Below are 18,803 nucleotides of genomic sequence, written 5' to 3'. Positions count from 1 at the left end.
ATTCCTTAAATTTTCATAATAAAAATGGAGAAAATATTTAACAATACTGAGAACGCATTTTCGTTAAAATCTAATTCAGAATTAAACAGAGCTCATTTTCTATTTCAAATGATTGGAAAACCATCATTAGTAAAAATTGGAACCTCATTAACAAATTTCGCTTTAAAATTTCATTTGCCAGTTGAAGGAATCATTAGAAAAACAGTTTTTGATCATTTTTGTGGCGGCGTAAGCGAGCAAGATTGCTTGAAAGTTGTTGCAAAAATGTATACCAAAGGTGTTTCTTCTGTTTTAGATTACTCTGTGGAAGGAAAAGAAGAAGAAGAGCAGTTTGATGCTTGTTTGAAAATGACATTAAAAACTATCGATTTTGCAAAAGAAAATAAAGCCATTCCTTTTGCTGTTTTTAAGCCAACTGGATTAGGAAGAATTGATTTGTATGAAAAAGTTGGAACAAATTTACCATTAACTTCAAGTGAACAAAATGAATGGAATAGGGTAGTGGCACGATTTGAAAAAATTTGTCAATATGCTTATGAAAATGATGTTCAAATTTTAATTGATGGGGAAGAAACTTGGATGCAAGATGCTGCTGATGATTTAGTGGAAAAAATGATGGAGAAATTTAATACAAAAAAAGCATTAATTTTCAACACTTTGCAATTATACCGTTGGGATAGAGTAGATTATTTGAAGCAATTACACTTGCGTGCTAAAGAAAAAGGGTTTCACATTGGAATGAAATTAGTACGTGGTGCATATATGGAAAAAGAAGCCAAGCGTGCTGAAGAGAAAGGATACAAAAACCCAATTTGTGAAAGTAAACAAGCTACAGATGCTAATTTTAATGCTGGCTTAACTTATATGCTAGAAAACATTAATGAAATGGCTATTTTTGCTGGAACTCATAATGAAGAAAGTTCGTATTTATTGATGAATTTGATGGAGCAAAAAGGAATTGCTACAAATGATTCACGAATTTGGTTTGGACAATTATATGGTATGAGTGATAATATTAGTTATAACCTAGCAGCAAATAACTATAATGTTGCAAAATATTTGCCTTTTGGACCAGTAAAAGATGTGATGCCTTATTTAATAAGACGTGCACAAGAAAATACATCAGTAGCAGGACAAACGGGTAGAGAATTAACTTTGATTATTTCTGAAAGAAATAGGAGAAAATTGAAATAACATAATTTATGATTTTTAATTTACTAAAATTCTCGATATTGTTACTAAGTTGAAAGTATTATTTTGGTTGAAATTATATTTATGTTAAAAAAAATTAATGTAATCTTTTTTTAATTAACTTTGGATTTTAAATAACTATTAATTAAAAAATATGAAGAAAAAACTACTTACTTTTGGCGTGTTGTTTTCTACGTTAATTGGTACTTCTCAAACTTTATTAAGAGAAGATTTCGAAGGTTCAACTTTTCCTCCTACAGGATGGACTGTTGAAAACACACATCCTAACACTTTATACAATTGGTCTAGAAGTGTTGGTAACCCTGCCGCTACAGGAAATGGTTCTGCGATAGTAAATTGGGTTGCAGCAACCCAGGATGAAAAATTAATTTCTCCTTCATTTAGTTCTGTTGGTTTAACCAATTGTTATGTGAATTTCACAGCAATAGTTGGTTTTGAATATATGGTTACAATACCTGCTGGTGATTTAAGATGTCAAGTATCTACTGATAATGGTGTAACTTGGACAACTATTTGGGTTGAAGAAAATGAACCTACATTTACAGATTATCAACCATTATACAAAAATATTCAGTTAGGAGCCCCTTTTCTTGGTCAGTCTAATGTAAAAATTAGATTTCAATACGAAGCAAATGATGCTGATTTAATTAGAATTGATGATATTAGCGTGACAGCGTGTCCTGGTGTTGTAGGAGCTAAATCTAGCTTAATTACGGAAAATACAGCAACTTTATCTTGGAATAGTACTGCATCACAATTTGATTTACAATATGGACCATTAGGATTTGCTTTAGGTTCAGGTACAATTGTTAGTGGTTTAACATCTCCATCTGCAAACATTACAGGCCTTACTGCTGGTACTGCTTATTCTTTTTATGTAAAATCTAAATGTGGCACTACTACAGAAAATGCCTGGGATGGTCCTTATGTATTTACAACAGTTACAACACAACCTACAGCTCCAAATTACAGTTATGGTTTTGAGAGTTTAAACTTACCACAAGCTGGTTGGTCTACGTTTACTGCTGCTACTGCAGCAAATACTACAAGTGGATTTTGGGGTATTGCTGCAAATGTACCTGCTGGTTTTGCAGTAGATGGTGTTAACATTGCTTTAGCTTCTTCAAGTACAAATACAGCATCAAACTCATGGTTATTTTCACGTGGAATAACTTTAGCAGCTGGACAACAAATCACAATTAACTACAGTCATAGATTGAATAGAGCAGCAGGTACTACTTCTGTCAATAATTTAGCTTTGAGTATTGGAACCGCAGCCAATGTAGCTTCACAAACGACTACTCTTACACCATCTTTTTCAGTAACAAGTACAGCTGCTTATGTACAAAATACAGCAACTTTTACAGCTACAACTGCAGGTGTTTACTACTTAGGATTTAATCATACATGTCCTCAACATACCACTGCACAAAGATCAAGTGTTTTACTTGACAATGTAACTGTTACTTCTGCTTTATCTGTTGATTCATTTTTAACATCAAATTTCAATATTTATCCTAATCCAGTTTTTGATATTTTAAAAATTGAAAATACTAATAATTTAAAAATAAACAAAATTGTAATTTCAGATATTAATGGAAGAGTTATTCAGGAAAATGTTTCTAATTTTGAAGCAATTGATTTAACTAAAATAAATTCTGGAATATATTTATTATCTCTTGAAACTGAAAATGGTAATTTTACTAAGAAAATAGTTAAAGAATAATCCATAAATAAATTTTAAATTAAAAATCCTGAAGCAATTCAGGATTTTTTTATTCTAAAAATTTACTTTTTAATTCTAGAGTGGGTATCATGCAACTCTCTTTCTTTCCGAACCAGTTGTATCTGTTCCTAGCAATTATATCGTAAAAAATATTTTTAATACTTGTAGGAATAAAAGTAAATAAAAGCAAAACTTTTACTGATGATGATAAGTCTTTGATAATTCTAAAAACTGCTTCCGACTTAATAAAATAGGCATAACCAGGTTCGTATAATATAATACTATCAATTGAAGGGTTTATGCCTAAATATTGAATTATTTTTTGACCAGTTTCACTTTGCAATGGTACAAAACGGAAAACATCGTTTTTATCTTTTCTTATAACGAAATTAATTTTATCATTACAATAATTACAAATGCCATCAAAAAGAATTATTTTTTTATCTTTTGGTAAATTTTCAATATCCATTTATTCAATTGTTAGTATTTGAATCTGACTTTTTAACCTTTCGATTAACATTGTCATCATACGTTTGTTTAAATTTGAGGAGTTTTTGGTGTAATCTGAATATTCTTCAAGGCTAAATAATCCAATAATCATACCTTTTAATGCGTTTCTAAATTTTAAATCTTTTTGAATTGCATTTTCAATATACTTTTCTTTTTTATCTGGAGACAAAGCGAAAAATGTATTTTTTTGTTTTATAGCATAATTCTTAAAAACAGCAAGTAATAAATCGTTTTGTAATTTAAGAATAGGGCGTAAAGTGTTATTTTGAAAATATTCTTCACTTAAAGATGCTACATTTTCATTTCCAAACTTAACTGTTTTTAAAGGCAAAAGAAACTGGCTACGTTCTATCATTTTTTACTTTAAATTTACAAAAAAAATAAATATGTCTAAGTATATATCAAAAATATTTGTAACAGTTGATGTGTTAGTTATTAACACCGATACAAATGAGATTTTATTAATTAAAAGATTAAATGAACCGTATAAAAATTGTTGGGCATTACCTGGAGGATTTGTCGATGAGAATGAAGATTTAGAACAAGCGGCTAGGAGAGAACTATTTGAAGAAACAAATATTGAAACTGATAAAATGATACAAATAGGTGCCTTTGGAAAACCTTATCGTGATCCTCGTGGCCATATGATATCAATAGCTTATCAAACTTATTATATAAAAAATCAAACTATTCAAGCGAAAGATGATGCAAAAGAAGTTAAATGGTTTTCGTTAAACAATTTACCAGAATTAGCGTTCGATCATTTAGAAATAATCAACTCAATTATTTAATATTTTGTTGATTATTCTTCATCTAATAAATTCAATTTATCGCCTTTAACATGCTGAGCTTCGTACAATTCTAAATCAAAATATGGAATAGATGCTATGATATGGTCGAAAATATCTGCCATAATATACTCATAGTTTTCCCATTTTTTATCTTTACTAAAACAATAAATCTCTAATGGAATCCCTTTTTCAGTTGGCTGCAAATGTCTAACCATCATTTGCATATCTTTGTTTATTCCAGGATGTGATTCGATATAATTTTGAATGTATTTTCTAAAAAGTCCTAAGTTTGTTAAATTTCTACCATTAACATTTAAAGATTTATCTATGTTGTTGATAGAATTGTATTTATCTATATCAGCTTTTCGTCTGTCAATATATTGAGTTACAGATTGTATACGTTTAAAAGCATTTAATTCATCATTATTAATAAAACGAACCGTTGCACCTTTAATTAATATATGTCTTTTAATTCTTCTGCCGTCAGAATTTATCATTCCACGCCAATTTCTAAAACTATCTGAAATTAAACTATACGTAGGAATAGTGGAAGTTGTATTATCAAAATTTCTAACTTTTACTGTGGCTAAATTAATTTCCTCCACTTCACCATCTGCTCCAAATTTATCCACTGTAATCCAATCGCCAATTCGAACCATATCGTTAACCGTGACTTGAATACTGGCCACAAATCCTAAAATTGTATCTCTGAATACTAAAATAATTAAAGCAGAAATTGATCCGAAAGCAGTTAATAAAACTCCTTTTTTAGTATCAAAAAGTAATAAAACAATTGAAATTAAGGCGTAAATCCATAGTACAATCATAATGACCTGAATGTAACTATCAATGGGTTTGTCGTTGTATTTTGGTAAACTTTTTAAATAATCTTTTAGCGAATTTAATATACTTCGTACAATAAAAAGAGATAAAACTATGATGAAAATTTTTACACTTTTTCCAAATATATTTTCCCAATAAACGAAATCATCTAAAACAATTGGAATTTTTATACTTATATAATATAATGGAACTAAATGAGCCATATATTTAGCCGTTTTATTGGCTACTAAAAAATCGTCAAAAGTAGATTTCGTGTAAGTCGCAACAACAGCCAAACCTATAATTAGTATTTTCTTTGCTAAATAATCAATTACATACGCAAAAAATAATAACACTAATAAATTAAGAAACAAATTACCATACAAGGTAAAATTTGTACCAAAATCGAGTTTTTTTAATAAAGGTTCTGCTAAGTCGAAAACTTTCATATTTAGAAAATTTTATTTTTTAATTGGAAATATGCGATTTATAAAAATTAATTCAAATATTTTTTATCCACATAAAAGGTTCCAAAAGGAATTAATGAGGCTAATAAAATAATTGCGAAATTTTTAAGATTCCAATTTTTTTCTTCTTTAAGCAAAAATGCTAATATTATGTATAAGATGAATAAAATTCCATGAGCCATTCCAAAAGGCTTCAAAATCATTTTGTACGTTTCAAAATAGTTTGGTTTTAAAACCAACATATTAAAAATTAAAATTAAATACGATATTCCTTCAAATAGTGCGATTTTTTTAAACCAGTTTAACATTTTTATGAAAATTTAAATTTCCACAAAATTAAATAATGTTTAGCAATTAACAGCGATTTTATGATATATTTAAAATAGTTATTTTGAATTATAATATACATTATGTAAAATAGAATTTTTCAAACAATGCCTTTTACAATCGATTAATTTGATTAAATTTGAAGTGTATTTACTACTCCAATTATGAAGAACACTTTTGCAGAAAATATTGTAGACTTTTTACAACAACATGATCCATTTAAAACTGTAGCATTTACAGATTTATTGGATATTGCTACACAAAGTGAAATTATATATTTAGAGAAATCTAAACGCTTATTTAAAATTAACGACGAATTACATAAAAATTTTTACATCGTTCATTCAGGGATTATTCATTTAACTAAGATTATTGATGCTCAAGAAACATTAATTTCGAAATGTTATGTAGGATCGATATTTGGTTTACGTCCCTTTTTTGCTAAAAATAACTATGCCTTAAATTCAATTGCTAATGAAGATGCGGTTGTTTATGCCATACCAATTGTTTTATTTAAACCATTATTAGCAAAATATGCAGCTGTAATGGATTACTTTTTGGAAAGTTTTTCTGAACAATCAAAATCTACCGGTGAAAATTATCAGAATTTAAAGGCTATTTCGGAAGCTGGTTCAGAATCAGAACTAACAGATTTTTCTTATTTTCAGGAACTTGAATATGATAAAAATCCGCTTTTACTTCCAGTTCATACTTCTATAGCTTCTGCAGCGAAAAAAATGGTTGAACGCAATTCATCAGTTGCAATTATCACACAAAATGCTAGAATTTCAGGCTTACTAACTGATGCCGATTTTAGAAAAAAAATTGCCTTTGGAACACTTAATTTGGAAGCAGATTGTAGTTCTATAATGCAACAAAATGTAACTATTGTTGAAGAATCAATTTCGGTAGCAGAAGCTCAGTTGTTGTTGTTGAAAAATGATACCAATTATTTATGTGTTACCGAAGATGGAACAGAAAATACTCGTATAAAAGGGATGATTTCTGAAAGAGATATTATAAAATCGCAATCCAATAATCCAGGAGTGTTAATTGATGAAATAAGAAAAGCCAAAAATTTTGAAGAATTAAAATATATTCACTCTAAATATTTGTTTGTCATTCAAAATTCATTCACCAAAAACATTCCAATTTTCCATATTAACAATACAGCTGGTGGTATTTTGCATACCATAATTGAGCAAAATATTAAATTTTGTATCGAAAAATTAGGTACTCCTCCTGCTCGATTTGTTTGGTTAGCGTTAGGTAGTCAAGCAAGAAAAGAACAATTGGTATTAAGTGATCAAGACAACATGATTGTTTATGAAGATATTGCAGCTGATAAACATCGAGATGTTAAATTTTACTTTGTTCAATTGGCGAAATTAGTCATTTCAAACATGGAATTGTTAGGCTATAAACCTTGTCCAAATGAGCATTTAGCAAGCAATATAAAATGGTGTAAATCCTTATCTGATTTTACGGCAATTTATAGTAATTGTATTAAGTCACCAGGTGAAAACATGTCTGATTTCAGTGGTATTTTCTTTGATTTTGAATACATTTATGGTGAAATTAAAATTAAAGATTCATTAGAAATTGCTATTCATCAAAACTTAGCCAACAATAAAATATTTTTTGATTACATAGGGAATCAATTACTGAAGCTACCGCAACCACTCACCTTCTTCAAAAAATTTGCCGTAGAAGAAACTGGTATAAATAAAGACCAATTCAATTTAAAGGAAAAAGGATTGCAATTTTACATTGATGCCGCTCGTGTTTTTGCTTTGAGTTATAATTTAAAAGGGATTAACAGTACCTTTTTGCGATTTAAACAAATGGCTATTTCTGATGCCAAAAATGCTGAAAAATACTTAGATTTTGCTGAAAACTACATAAAATTACAAGGATTTAGAGCTAAAGAAGGTATTCTAAATGATAATGATGGAGCTTTTATCGATACCAATAAATTATCTAAGATTGATAAAGAAGAATTAAAAAAATCTCTTATGGCCATAGATGATATAATTGATTTGATAAAAGACAAATATAAACTAACTCGATTTTCATAAATAATCATATGCTTTCAAAAATATTTAATAAAGAATATCCTGAATTTTGGAAAAAATATACCGATTCTTTTAAAAATCCTGCGACTAAATATGTGGTAATTAGCATGGAAACATCAGGTTTAGACACCGATAAAGATGTAATTATGGCTATAGCTGCCACTTCTGTAATTAATAACAGAATCATTTTAAAAGATTCCTTTGAAATTTTTATTCAACATAAAGCCTTTAATGAAACCAGTTTAGATAATGAATTTATTACTGTAAGTAAAGTTGATAAAATTACTGAAAGTCAATCTGTTGAAATTATTTTAAATTACATTAGTAATTCTATTTTAATTGGACATAGAATCGATTTTGATATTGAGATGCTTAATAAATTACTAAGCAAATTAAAATTAGGAAAAATTAGAAATGAAGCTTTTGACATTGAAGCAATGTTAAATAAAATTTTAGAAACGAATGACAAAATGTATGCTTTAGATGAAATGAGCAACATTCTAAAAATGCCCGTTAGCAATAGAAATTCAGTTGCAGATGATGCGTATTCAATAGCATTATTATTTTTAAAAATGAAAGATAAATTGGGTATTCGTTAATTTTTTATTCAAAAATGTTAATAATTGGATTAAATTTTAATTTTTAAATTTCTTTCTTTATTTTTATGAAATGAAAAGAAAATTCTTATTGTTTTTTATACTATTCGGAGTTCAGTTTTTGTTAGGTCAAGTAAACCTTGATGTGCCTTTCGAGAAAAAATCTATTCATACTTCAACCTATATTTATAATGCCAAACAAAAAAAACTTACTATTAATGAAATAGTAAAAATACCCATAGCACAATTCCAGAAATTAAAAAATGAAAACCAAGATTTAGGATTTACCAACGATCATTATTGGTTGCATTTTAAACTAAAAAACACAAGTACAAAACCCACAAATTATTATTTAGAAACAGCACGACCAATTATCGATTATGCTGAATTGTATTCCATTGAATCCGGTAAAGTTATAGATTTTCAGAAAAGTGGTGATGCGATTCCGTTTTCTGAAAGAAGTTTTCATCACAGAAAAATTATTTTTAAAATTCAACTAAAACCTTACCAACAACTCTCCTACTACATCCATATGAAAAGTGATGGAGAAGTGATTAATGTTCCTGTACTTTTAAGATCTGACACCAACTTAATAGAAAATACTTCTTTTGAACAAATTGTATTTGGTTTTTTTTACGGAATATTATTAATTACAGCCATACTCTATTTGTTCTTTTATTTCACCATGAAGGAAAAAGTATTCTTATATTACAGCTTATATGTTGTTTTTATAGGACTTTTACAATTTTCATTAGATGGTTATTTTTATGAGTACATACAACCTAACGCAAGCTGGTTTTCTAAAAAGTCTGTTTTAATTTTTGCAATAATTTCTGGTATTTTCTTAGGTAGCTATTCTCAAAATTATTTAAAAATTCAGAAAGTCAAACCGCCAATTAACTTATTTTTTTATGTGCTATATGGTTTATTAATACTTTTACTTTTAACCATACTTTTTTTACCAGACTTTTTTAACCATTGTTATCCAATTATGAATCTTTTAGGATTAATATTGTTGGTCTTAATAATCTATTCTTTGGTAAATGTTTATATAAAAACTAAAAAGTCCTTTTTTCTTTTTTCAATAGGATTGTCCTTTTTAATTATAGGTTTTGTCGTTTTTATTCTTAAAAATTTCAGCATTCTACCTATCAATTTTATTACTGAAAATGGTTCAAAATTTGGAACAGGTTTAGAGGTTGTGTTTTATTCATTAACCATGGCTAATTTGATTGGCGATTTAAAAGAAGATAAAATTAAATCGCAAGAAATTGCATTAAAAAAATCAAGGGAAATGAATGAATTAAAATCGCATTTCCTATCCAATATTAGTCACGAATTACGTACACCTTTAAATACCATTTTAAATGTTTCTGCATTACTAACCCAAGAGAAAGAGATAACAACTGTTCAGGAAAAAAGTGAATTAATTAAATATTCGTCGCAAAATTTATTAAGTGCCGTTAATGACATTCTAGATTTTTCTAAAATTGAGAATAACGAGTTCCATTTAGAAAATCAACCCACGAATGTATTAAATTTAGCTACTGAAATTGCTAAACTTTATTCCGTAAAAGCTCAAGAAAAAGGATTAACTTTTGAATTTAATTCAGATGTTTCGCTTCCTAAAGAGATTGTTGTAGATACAAATAGATTGCAACAAGTTTTAAACAATCTTTTACAAAATGCATTGAAATTTACAGAATCGGGTGGTATCAAATTCACAATTGAAGGGAAACTATTATCAAACAAAAAAGTAAAAATTCGTTTTAAAATATCTGATACAGGAGTCGGGATTCATGCGGAAAAATTAGAGTCCATTTTCGATTCGTTTTCGCAAGAAACTATCAATGATAAAAGGAAATTCGGAGGATTAGGTTTAGGTTTATTTATTGTAAAAAATGTAGTAGATAAGTACAATGGAAAAATAAATTTTGAGAGTGAAGTTGGAAAAGGTAGCTCATGTACAATTCAATTAAAATTAGATTACTTAGAGAGTAAAAAAGCCATAGAAAATGTAACACCAATAGATTCAAACAAACAAAAAATTTTGATTGTTGAAGATAATAAGATGAATCAAATGGTTTTAAAAATGATATTCAAAAACTGGCAAAATGCAACTTTCGAAATTGCTAATAACGGACAAGAAGCTCTAGATTTATTAAAAAACAATCATTTTGACATTGTATTGATGGATTTACAAATGCCAGTAATGGATGGCTATGAAGCTACAATTGCAATTAGAAGTGGTCTTTGTGGACAAGAAAAAAGTAACACTCCAATTATAGCTATTACTGCAGATGTAACTGAACCAACAAAAGAAAAAGTAAAGTCGATTGGAATGAATTATTACATGACCAAGCCAGTAGATAAGAAGTCTTTGTATGATAAAATCAATGAACTGACCAAAAAATAAAATCTTTCTTTTATCAGATTTGAGCTAATCATTCAAAACAAAATTATTTTAAGTTTTTTTTAGTTTTAACCAATTTCAAATAAATAAACACTTGCAAAGTTTAAGGTGTTTTTGTCGATGTTTCATTAGATTTCTTTATGAAAATCATAAAACAATAATTTAAAATCTTTTCATGTCAAATTCTATTTTGTTTTAATTTCACTATAATTTTTTCTTTCAAATCCATAAATTAATAGCTAAGATTAAATTCCAAATCTTTGATGATTAAAGTGCTATATCGTTTGCACCTACTATTCCATTGATTTAAACAGAAAAAGAATAACTGGTAACCTATTGCCGCTAGGAAGTTATACGTATGATTTTATTTTACAAAAGTATAACTGATGAAATGTTTCAATGTAAAATTAAATATTGATTTTATTAAAAATTACTTCTATTTCAATACCATACCAAATTCAAATTGTCTTTTTTAAGTGATTAAGAATCCTTTTGAAATCAATTCATACAACTTAAAGAGTTTTATTTCAAATTAATTTTACTGAAATTATTATAAAATACATTGCGCATCAATTATATTATTTGTAATTTTATAATGTTTTTACAATAATATTACCCTAATATTACAAAAATTTATATATTTATGTGGTTTAAAGCGTTAAAATTTTGTTTATTTTCTATTGTGTGTCATAGTAATACTATATTGAAAATTAATGAACCGCTACAAAAAAAATCACTTCATACAATTGCGAAAATTCACAACGCTTCCGACTCAAATTTAAGTGTATTTCAAGTAAGTCGACTACCCAACTCAAGCTTTAAAGAACTTACAAATGAAAGTCAAGATTTAGGTTTTACCACTAATCATTTTTGGGTTAAGTTTACCTTAGAAAATCCTACAAATCACGTTCAAAATTATTTTTTAGAAACTGCCCGACCAATACTCGATTTTGCAGAATTTTATACCTTAAATAAAGATAAAATTTATTATTACCAAAAAAGTGGTGACGCCATACCTTTTTCTGAACGTAGTATTCAGAATAGAAAGATTCTTTTCGATATACATTTACCACCCCATGCTAAATTTGATTATTACCTACACTTTAAAAGTGACGGTGAAGTAATAAACATTCCACTTCAACTAAGATCTAATATAAACTTCATACAAAACTATTCTATTGAACAAATTATTTTCGGGTTATTTTATGGAATTTTAGCCATAACTAGTGTTCTTTATTTCTTTTTTTATTACACTACAAAAGAAAGTGTGTTTTTTTATTACAGTTTGTATGTTATAGCTGTTGGTTTATTACAATTTTCATTAGATGGCTATTTTTATGAATTCATTTTTCCTAATGCCAATTGGATTTCTAAAAATTCGGTGTTAGTTTTCGCTGTGTTGACTCTTTTTTTTCTAGGAAAATATTTTGAAAAATATATCAGTATTAAAAAAGTTAAAAGTAAAATTGCCAGTTATTTTGGGATAATGTATTTCATTTTAATTATTGCTTTTTTTTCATTTTTATTACATAATCCTTCAGTAAATAGTTTTGGATATCCATTAATTAATTCTTTAGGACTATTATTTTTCTTTTTAATCTTATGTGCTTTAATTGAAATTTATTTAACCACAAAAGTTGTATTCCCTTTTTTTACAATTGGAATTTTATTTTTAATAGCTGGTTTTGTCATTTTTATTTTAAAAAACTTTGGTATTTTACCTTGTAATTTTATTACTGAAAATGGGTCTAAATTTGGAACTTGTTTAGAAACAATTTTCTATTCTTTAACTATGGCTAAATTAATTGGAGATTTGAAAGACGAAACAATTAAATCCCAAAAAATTGCTTTGCTAAAATCTGAAGAAATTAGTCGATTAAAGTCGCACTTTTTGTCTAATATTAGTCATGAATTACGCACGCCTCTAAATACGATTATGAATGTTACAGAGATGATTCCACATGAAAACAATCCACAGGAAATACAAGAAAAATGTGATGTAATCAAGCTATCTTCACAAAACTTACTCTGTTCTATTAACGACATCTTAGATTTTTCAAAAATTGATAATAATGAATTCGATTTTGACACTACCAGTATAAACATAAAAAATATTTCTGATACAATTGCCAAATATTATACTTTAAAATCTTCCGAAAAAGGGTTAAAATTTTTATATCATTTTGATCAGAAAATTCCAGAATTAGTTCTAGCAGATGCTAATAGAATTGAGCAAGTATTTAATAATTTACTTTTAAACGCTTTAAAATTTACTAACTATGGCGAAATAAATTTTCAGTTAAAACTCGTAGAACAAATTAAAAATAAAGCTACTATAAAAATAATTGTATCTGATACTGGCATCGGAATGGACAAAAAAAATTATGACACAATTTTTGAATCGTTTAGTCAAGAACATGCCACTGATAAAAGACGATATGGAGGTTTGGGATTAGGGTTATATATTGTTCAAAAAATTGTTCAAAAATATAACGGTTCCATTTCTATACAAACTGAAGTTAAAAAAGGAAGTAAATTTAGTATCACAATACAATTACCCATTTCGAAAAAGAAGAACATCTCTCCATTTTCTTTATCAAATTTTAGTTTTTTAAAAAAATCCATTTTAATTGTTGAAGACAATGTTATGAATCAAATGGTTTTAAAAATGTTTTTTAAAAGCTATGAAAATATAAAATTAAAAATTGCCAATAATGGACATGAAGCGCTAGAAATTCTCAAAGAAATGAAATTTGATATTATATTGATGGATTTACAAATGCCAGTTATGGATGGATACGAAGCAACAAAAGCCATCAGAAATGGGACTTGTGGAGTTGATAAAAAAGCAACACCAATTATTGCAATAACAGCTGACACAACTGATACAGCAAGAAAAAAAACTATAGAATTGGGTATGAATTTCTACATGACAAAACCTGTAAAGAAGGATGATTTATTAATTAAAATAATGGAACTAACCAAAACAAGCACAGTTTAGTCTTAAAAAGCTTGTTTGTGATAACTAAATTATTTAAAAATATAATTTTAATCCATATTAAAACAAAAAACTAGTTGAATTTGCATCGTATTTAAGCCTATTTATGATAATTTTCAATTAACAAGTAAAAAATAATAATTTAAAATGTATGCTATAATATTATTTTAGTTAATCCTCAATGTGTTTTTCTATCAACCCATAGGTATAAATTAAAAATAAACTTAAGATAAAAGTTATAAGTGCAAGAATGAATAAAGTACCATTATCGTTCATGACTTCTATTCCAATAATAAAAATATGAGTACAAATAGCACCTAACATAGTTGAAGCGCTAATAATAGCTCCAAAAAATTTTGTTTTATTTATAAAAAGTAAAATAGAAGCTGCTAATTCTATAATACCAGAACCAATTCTACCATATGGTTCAACGCCTAATTTTTTAAAAATATAAACTGATTCTGGACTTCCAGAAAATTTAAAATACAAAGTTTGAAGTAAAATAATTGCTATAATCCACTTTACAACTAAGAGAAAATAGTTTTTCATCAAAAAATTAAAAATTATATCTATAATTAATTCCTAAAGTTAAAGAACGAGTTAAACCATCAGGACGAATTGCTCTGTAAAGAATTGGAAATGCTAATGAAACTTCAATACTGTTCTTGTCGTTGAATTTATAATTCGTGATATAATTGGCATTAATAGTTAATCCTTCAGAATTTGGAATTTCTTTTCTAACTCCAAATGTATCTTCAAAAGTATCATTGCCTAGATGGTAAATGAACAATAAATTGGGTTTATACGTAAACTTTTTGCTTTTTGATTGAAATGTATACATACTTCTGAATAAGGCATCCGATTTTCTTTCAAATAAATTGGTGGTTGGAAAATCGTTGGAAGCAGAAAATTCATCAAAATATGAATTTCCATTGGCATTGATAACCGGAATTTGAATTGCCGAATTGAAATTCCATTTTTTATATTTAAAATCGGCTCCCAAAAACAAATCATAAGTTCCTAAACTTGACTGATAATCTAACGGAATTGAGAAATTATTAATTTTATCATTACTTCCTGTAAACGGAATTTTAATACCTAAAAGCGCACTCCATTGTTTGTTGTTTTTCTCGGTAAATTTATAATTTCCTATTAGAAAAGCATCACCAATATTGCCTCTTGTACCAAAACTTCCAGAAGCTTGAGAAAAAGTAACTTTAGTAGTTAAAGAAAAATGATTAGTAAAAACTCGTGTATAAGAAATATATGGCGAAATGTAAACGACATCCTCTACTCCTTTTCCAAAAACATTACCTATTTCAAGTTGATTTTTTAAACTGTCTATTGGGTTAGAAAATCCATTTCCAACCGAACAAATTCCGGCATCACTACAACCTTGACTAAAACTGTAAGATGTGATTAGTAACGTAAAACTTAAAACTATTTTTTTCATATACTTTAGTTTGGAAGTGCAATAGCAAATAAATGGTTGTATTGTTGACAATGAATTAAAACGTATTTATACACATTCAAATCTACTGAACTTGGAATGTTATAAATGGTTGATGGATTAAGATTTCCTAAATTCACAAAAGTTGTTGGTGCATCCGTTGTAGATAAGTATACTTTTAAATCTGGACCATTTTCGATAGTATAATTTTCTAAAACCAATTTTCGTTGTGTATTGTCATCATAAATTTTAACACTTCCAGAACCTGAAATTCCAGATGTAGTGGTAAATACACCCGTTTTTAATAAAACGGCCGAACTTAAATCAATGGTTTGAGTGGTTGTTTTGGTAAATTCACCTTCCTTTTCACAAGAAAGAAAACTAAACAAGAGTAGCGAAAAATAAACTAACTTTTTCATAATTTCAATTTTAAGATTAACCAAAATTAGAAAATAACTTTTTCAAAGAATGTCAGTTAGCTTACAAAAGAAGTTATTTTGATTTTTGATTACTTCTTATTATTTGAAACAATTGAAAAATTGCTAAAGCAAAGAAAATCAACCAAATATATTTTGAGAAAAATGTAGGAGAAATATAATTTTTATCTTTTGCTGCTTCAATCGAAAAAATAATTGCCACCATTCCGAAATAGGTTCCAATAATTGTTCCTAAAACATAAATTAAACCTTTGATACCAATAGAAATTATATATTTTTCATTGGTCAAATATAAATTCCAACTCATCCAAAACGGAACTTGAGCAATGTTAATTAAACTTAAAAGTAAACCAGAAATAAAAGCAGAGTGACTTAAATACGTGTTGTATTTATCTAAGGAATTGGTTTCGCTTGATGATGAATTATAAGTTAAAATGGCGATTCCGAGCAAAAATAGAAAAGAAAAAAAAGAAATATAATTTTTCCATTTTAGATTTAGAGCCAATTTTGAAGAAAGTTTTAAAGTAGTATAAATTACAACGGCTTCAACAATTAATACGCCACATAAATATAAATTTAATTGGTTAAAATTAGTAGTCGAATAAATCTGATAACCAATCAGGTTTAAGTAACCCAAAGGAATAGAACCAATAAAACTTACAGCAAAGCCAACTAATATGTTTTTTAAAATATCCAAAATTAAATAGAAACGATTTTGTTTAAACACTCGTTATGTGCTTTATATTCTTTCATTCCTTCTTTATAACTTAAGAATTTGAAACCTCTATCGTTATTGTATTTTCCAATTTTGTACATATAAGTAATATGTCGTGCTAACTCTTTCCAGGCAAAAAAGATAGAATGTTTGGGATCATAAATATGTGTAGGTTCACTGGCACTTCCGTTTAATTCTACTATAGAAAAATTTTGACCATTTTCCAATTCTTCAAAAGTATTGAACATAATATCAAAACGTCCAAAGTAAAATTCTGAAATATCTTTGCTAATAGTTTCAATGACATCCGTTAATTTTGGACTAATTAAATGACTAGAATCTATGAATTTTGCGCCTCGAGCATGGTTTCCATAAGGAACTAAATTGATTTTTTCTCCTTTAAGTAAAACTTTAAGTAACTTGTCTTTATATTCTTTTTGTAAGGATTTTAACTGTAATTCAAATCGAGGTGTTTTTTTAATTAATTCTTCAATCGTACTGCTTCCATCGCCTTCTACAATTAAATATTCTTTAGAAACAATTCCTGTAATTTTCCCTTTGGCTTCATTCGGTAATTTTACATAAAAAATACCCACTTCATTTTCAAAAGGAATCACATCTTGAATTAAAAAATCGAAATCGGCTTTCGCGTGATAGTCTTTTAATTCCTCTAAATTCGCAACTTTTTTTACACCATTGCCTCTTAAACCCATGTCAGGTTTTAAAATTAAAGGAAAATTTTGTTGAGCAATTTCTAATTGTTTTAAAACTTCTGTAACACTTGTATTTGCCTTTACAAATAATGTTTTTGGATAATATTGTTGTGGAATTAAGTCGTAAATTTCAATTTTACTTTCATTCATAAATCCACCATTCTTAATTTTTGGATTGGCAGAATTGAAGAAAAAAATCGTTTTAGCCTGTATTGAATAATAGATCCAAAGAAAAAAAATCGGAAAATAAACTAATCCGAAAGGCCAATATTCCCAGTTAAGAACTTTGTGTATAAATAATTTCATTTAAAAAGAAATAGTATGTTCTTCATTCTGAATTAAATCTGAATGATTGACCAAAATGGCATTTTCTGAAATAACAGTTTGCGTAACACTTAAGGTTTTGTAAAGATTATCTCTATTAATAATTAAACCATTTTTTTCATCTTTTGGTTCGGTATTTTTATGAAAAAATTTCATTTTATCTGCAGTAATCTCTTGGTTTTCATTCATGTATTTTTGAAACCAATCGGCACGTTGTTGCTGAATTTCAGGCGTATATAAAGTTGAAGATGACCAAATATAAGTTTGATTGATTTCTAATTCTTCTGTAGATTTTTCTTCACCACTCCATTGCAATTGAAAAGGGTGTTTGTTTTCTAAAACCAATAAAGTAAAAGGCTCAATATCTGTTAAATCTATGTCTTTCCATCTAGATACTATGGCATTGGAAGCCATTAATTCTAAAACAATTACACCACGACTTAAACGGTATTTATCTTTAGGAATGTGTTTGGTTTTTCCGCCATTAAGCAAAATGATTGCATTACCAAATTCATCCACAACAAACCAAGTACCACCAGCTTTAGCATCTTTTGGATAGATTATTTTTTTGTTTGCCGTTTGATAAATTTTAGGAGCTATTGCTGACGGCCGAGTAATTTTTTCATCTCTATTTGAAGTCAATAAAAATGAATCGTTAGCATAAACAAAACTTACTGTGCACATTGATTTCTGAAAACAATTGTTGAAGGAGCTACACCAAAATTCTCATTTATCACTAAATATTCAAATTGAAAAACAGCAACTTTTATTAATGCTTGATGATGAATACAATGTTCTAAATTATATATTACTTCTCTAAAATAATTCGTTTGAATTCTTGAAACTTCATCGTAGAAAACACTTTCTAATACTAAATCTTTATTTTCTTTTTCAATAGTAGCACAAATCTCATCTATTTTTTCAATAGCAAAAGATGGACTAGTTTGTATTAAAAGATTTCTGTTTCTTTTGTCGTAGTTTACTTCTCCTATTTCATAAGAATTGATTGCACATTGGAACAACTCTATAATATGTCGAGTATGTTCGCCAATAGAAGCATTACTTAAATATTCAATAGGTTTTGAATAATCATCTTCAGAAATCTGATTTAATAAATGTTGTAATTCGAAAAGAGTCTGTTTTACCGATGTAAAATTCATATTAAATAGTTTGTTAGGCTTTAGCTATTTGCAAAAATAATTATTTAAGTGTAACTAAAATGTAAAA

18 protein-coding genes are annotated in these 18,803 nt (G+C 27.5%); 7 read left to right on the top strand and 11 right to left on the bottom strand.

Going from position 1 to position 18,803, the window contains the following annotated elements; translation table 11 throughout:
- The first annotated feature begins 24 nt into the window (after window positions 1-24).
- Window positions 25-1,194, top strand: a complete 1,170-nt coding sequence (locus G4D72_RS07730) for a proline dehydrogenase family protein (RefSeq protein ID WP_166077090.1) — start codon at window positions 25-27, stop codon at window positions 1,192-1,194.
- 151 nt (window positions 1,195-1,345) lie between these two features.
- Entirely contained in the window at window positions 1,346-2,938 is a 1,593-nt protein-coding gene (locus G4D72_RS07725) for a T9SS-dependent choice-of-anchor J family protein (protein ID WP_166077089.1), read from the top strand.
- 49 nt (window positions 2,939-2,987) lie between these two features.
- On the opposite strand, the gene G4D72_RS07720 is transcribed toward G4D72_RS07725, so the two are convergent.
- Together G4D72_RS07720 and G4D72_RS07715 are read right to left on the bottom strand one after the other, a co-directional pair.
- Complete coding sequence (locus G4D72_RS07720) at window positions 2,988-3,407, bottom strand: thiol-disulfide oxidoreductase DCC family protein (RefSeq protein ID WP_207784882.1); 420 nt, start codon at window positions 3,405-3,407, stop codon at window positions 2,988-2,990.
- The gene (locus G4D72_RS07715) at window positions 3,408-3,803 is read right to left on the bottom strand and encodes a glyoxalase (RefSeq protein ID WP_166077087.1); all 396 of its coding nucleotides are present in this window, start codon (window positions 3,801-3,803) and stop codon (window positions 3,408-3,410) included. It lies immediately after the preceding gene.
- A 31-nt stretch (window positions 3,804-3,834) separates the two neighbouring features.
- On the opposite strand from G4D72_RS07715, the gene G4D72_RS07710 reads away from it, so the two are divergent.
- Window positions 3,835-4,239: an NUDIX domain-containing protein gene (locus tag G4D72_RS07710; protein WP_166077085.1), complete on the top strand. Its 405-nt coding sequence runs from the start codon at window positions 3,835-3,837 to the stop codon at window positions 4,237-4,239.
- Between the two features lie 11 nt (window positions 4,240-4,250).
- Here G4D72_RS07710 and G4D72_RS07705 read toward each other — a convergent pair whose 3' ends face one another.
- Both G4D72_RS07705 and G4D72_RS07700 read right to left on the bottom strand, forming a co-directional pair.
- A complete protein-coding gene (locus G4D72_RS07705; protein WP_166077084.1) occupies window positions 4,251-5,510 on the bottom strand; it encodes a mechanosensitive ion channel family protein in 1,260 nt (419 codons plus the stop codon).
- A 47-nt stretch (window positions 5,511-5,557) separates the two neighbouring features.
- Entirely contained in the window at window positions 5,558-5,836 is a 279-nt protein-coding gene (locus G4D72_RS07700; protein WP_166077083.1) for a DUF3817 domain-containing protein, read from the bottom strand.
- A gap of 183 nt (window positions 5,837-6,019) precedes the next feature.
- Here G4D72_RS07700 and G4D72_RS07695 point away from each other — a divergent pair, with 183 nt between their 5' ends.
- The 4 genes from G4D72_RS07695 to G4D72_RS07680 all read left to right on the top strand — a co-directional run bounded on the left by G4D72_RS07695 (window position 6,020) and on the right by G4D72_RS07680 (window position 13,940).
- Window positions 6,020-7,933 carry a DUF294 nucleotidyltransferase-like domain-containing protein gene (locus tag G4D72_RS07695; protein ID WP_166077082.1) on the top strand — a complete coding sequence of 638 codons (1,914 nt, stop codon included), beginning with the start codon at window positions 6,020-6,022 and terminating at the stop codon, window positions 7,931-7,933.
- A gap of 8 nt (window positions 7,934-7,941) precedes the next feature.
- Window positions 7,942-8,529 (top strand): exonuclease domain-containing protein, encoded by a 588-nt coding sequence (locus G4D72_RS07690; RefSeq protein ID WP_166077081.1) that lies wholly within the window; start codon window positions 7,942-7,944, stop codon window positions 8,527-8,529.
- Between the two features lie 70 nt (window positions 8,530-8,599).
- Window positions 8,600-10,942 carry a hybrid sensor histidine kinase/response regulator gene (locus G4D72_RS07685; protein WP_166077080.1) on the top strand — a complete coding sequence of 781 codons (2,343 nt, stop codon included), beginning with the start codon at window positions 8,600-8,602 and terminating at the stop codon, window positions 10,940-10,942.
- A 700-nt stretch (window positions 10,943-11,642) separates the two neighbouring features.
- Entirely contained in the window at window positions 11,643-13,940 is a 2,298-nt protein-coding gene (locus G4D72_RS07680) for a hybrid sensor histidine kinase/response regulator (protein ID WP_166077079.1), read from the top strand.
- Between the two features lie 168 nt (window positions 13,941-14,108).
- On the opposite strand, the gene G4D72_RS07675 is transcribed toward G4D72_RS07680, so the two are convergent.
- The 7 genes from G4D72_RS07675 to G4D72_RS07645 form a co-directional block, all read right to left on the bottom strand.
- Window positions 14,109-14,486, bottom strand: a complete 378-nt coding sequence (locus tag G4D72_RS07675; RefSeq protein WP_166077078.1) for a DoxX family membrane protein — start codon at window positions 14,484-14,486, stop codon at window positions 14,109-14,111.
- Window positions 14,487-14,493: 7 nt separating this feature from the next.
- On the bottom strand, window positions 14,494-15,390 hold the full coding sequence (locus tag G4D72_RS07670; protein ID WP_166077077.1) for a hypothetical protein: 897 nt from the start codon (window positions 15,388-15,390) through the stop codon (window positions 14,494-14,496).
- A gap of 5 nt (window positions 15,391-15,395) precedes the next feature.
- Window positions 15,396-15,806: a DM13 domain-containing protein gene (locus tag G4D72_RS07665; RefSeq protein ID WP_166077076.1), complete on the bottom strand. Its 411-nt coding sequence runs from the start codon at window positions 15,804-15,806 to the stop codon at window positions 15,396-15,398.
- Between the two features lie 73 nt (window positions 15,807-15,879).
- On the bottom strand, window positions 15,880-16,521 hold the full coding sequence (locus tag G4D72_RS07660; protein WP_166077075.1) for a hypothetical protein: 642 nt from the start codon (window positions 16,519-16,521) through the stop codon (window positions 15,880-15,882).
- Window positions 16,522-16,523: 2 nt separating this feature from the next.
- On the bottom strand, window positions 16,524-17,558 hold the full coding sequence (locus tag G4D72_RS07655) for an ATP-grasp domain-containing protein (protein ID WP_166077074.1): 1,035 nt from the start codon (window positions 17,556-17,558) through the stop codon (window positions 16,524-16,526).
- Window positions 17,559-18,260, bottom strand: a complete 702-nt coding sequence (locus G4D72_RS07650) for an NRDE family protein (RefSeq protein WP_166077073.1) — start codon at window positions 18,258-18,260, stop codon at window positions 17,559-17,561.
- Complete coding sequence (locus G4D72_RS07645) at window positions 18,248-18,736, bottom strand: DinB family protein (protein WP_166077072.1); 489 nt, start codon at window positions 18,734-18,736, stop codon at window positions 18,248-18,250. Before G4D72_RS07645 ends, G4D72_RS07650 begins: the two co-directional genes overlap by 13 nt.
- Window positions 18,737-18,803 lie beyond the last annotated feature (67 nt).

Origin of the sequence: Flavobacterium difficile, from assembly GCF_011392115.1 — a bacterium.
Lineage (GTDB): Bacteria > Bacteroidota > Bacteroidia > Flavobacteriales > Flavobacteriaceae > Flavobacterium > Flavobacterium difficile.
Note: the sequence above shows the minus strand (reverse complement) of the source record. Positions and strands in the feature narration are given on the sequence as shown.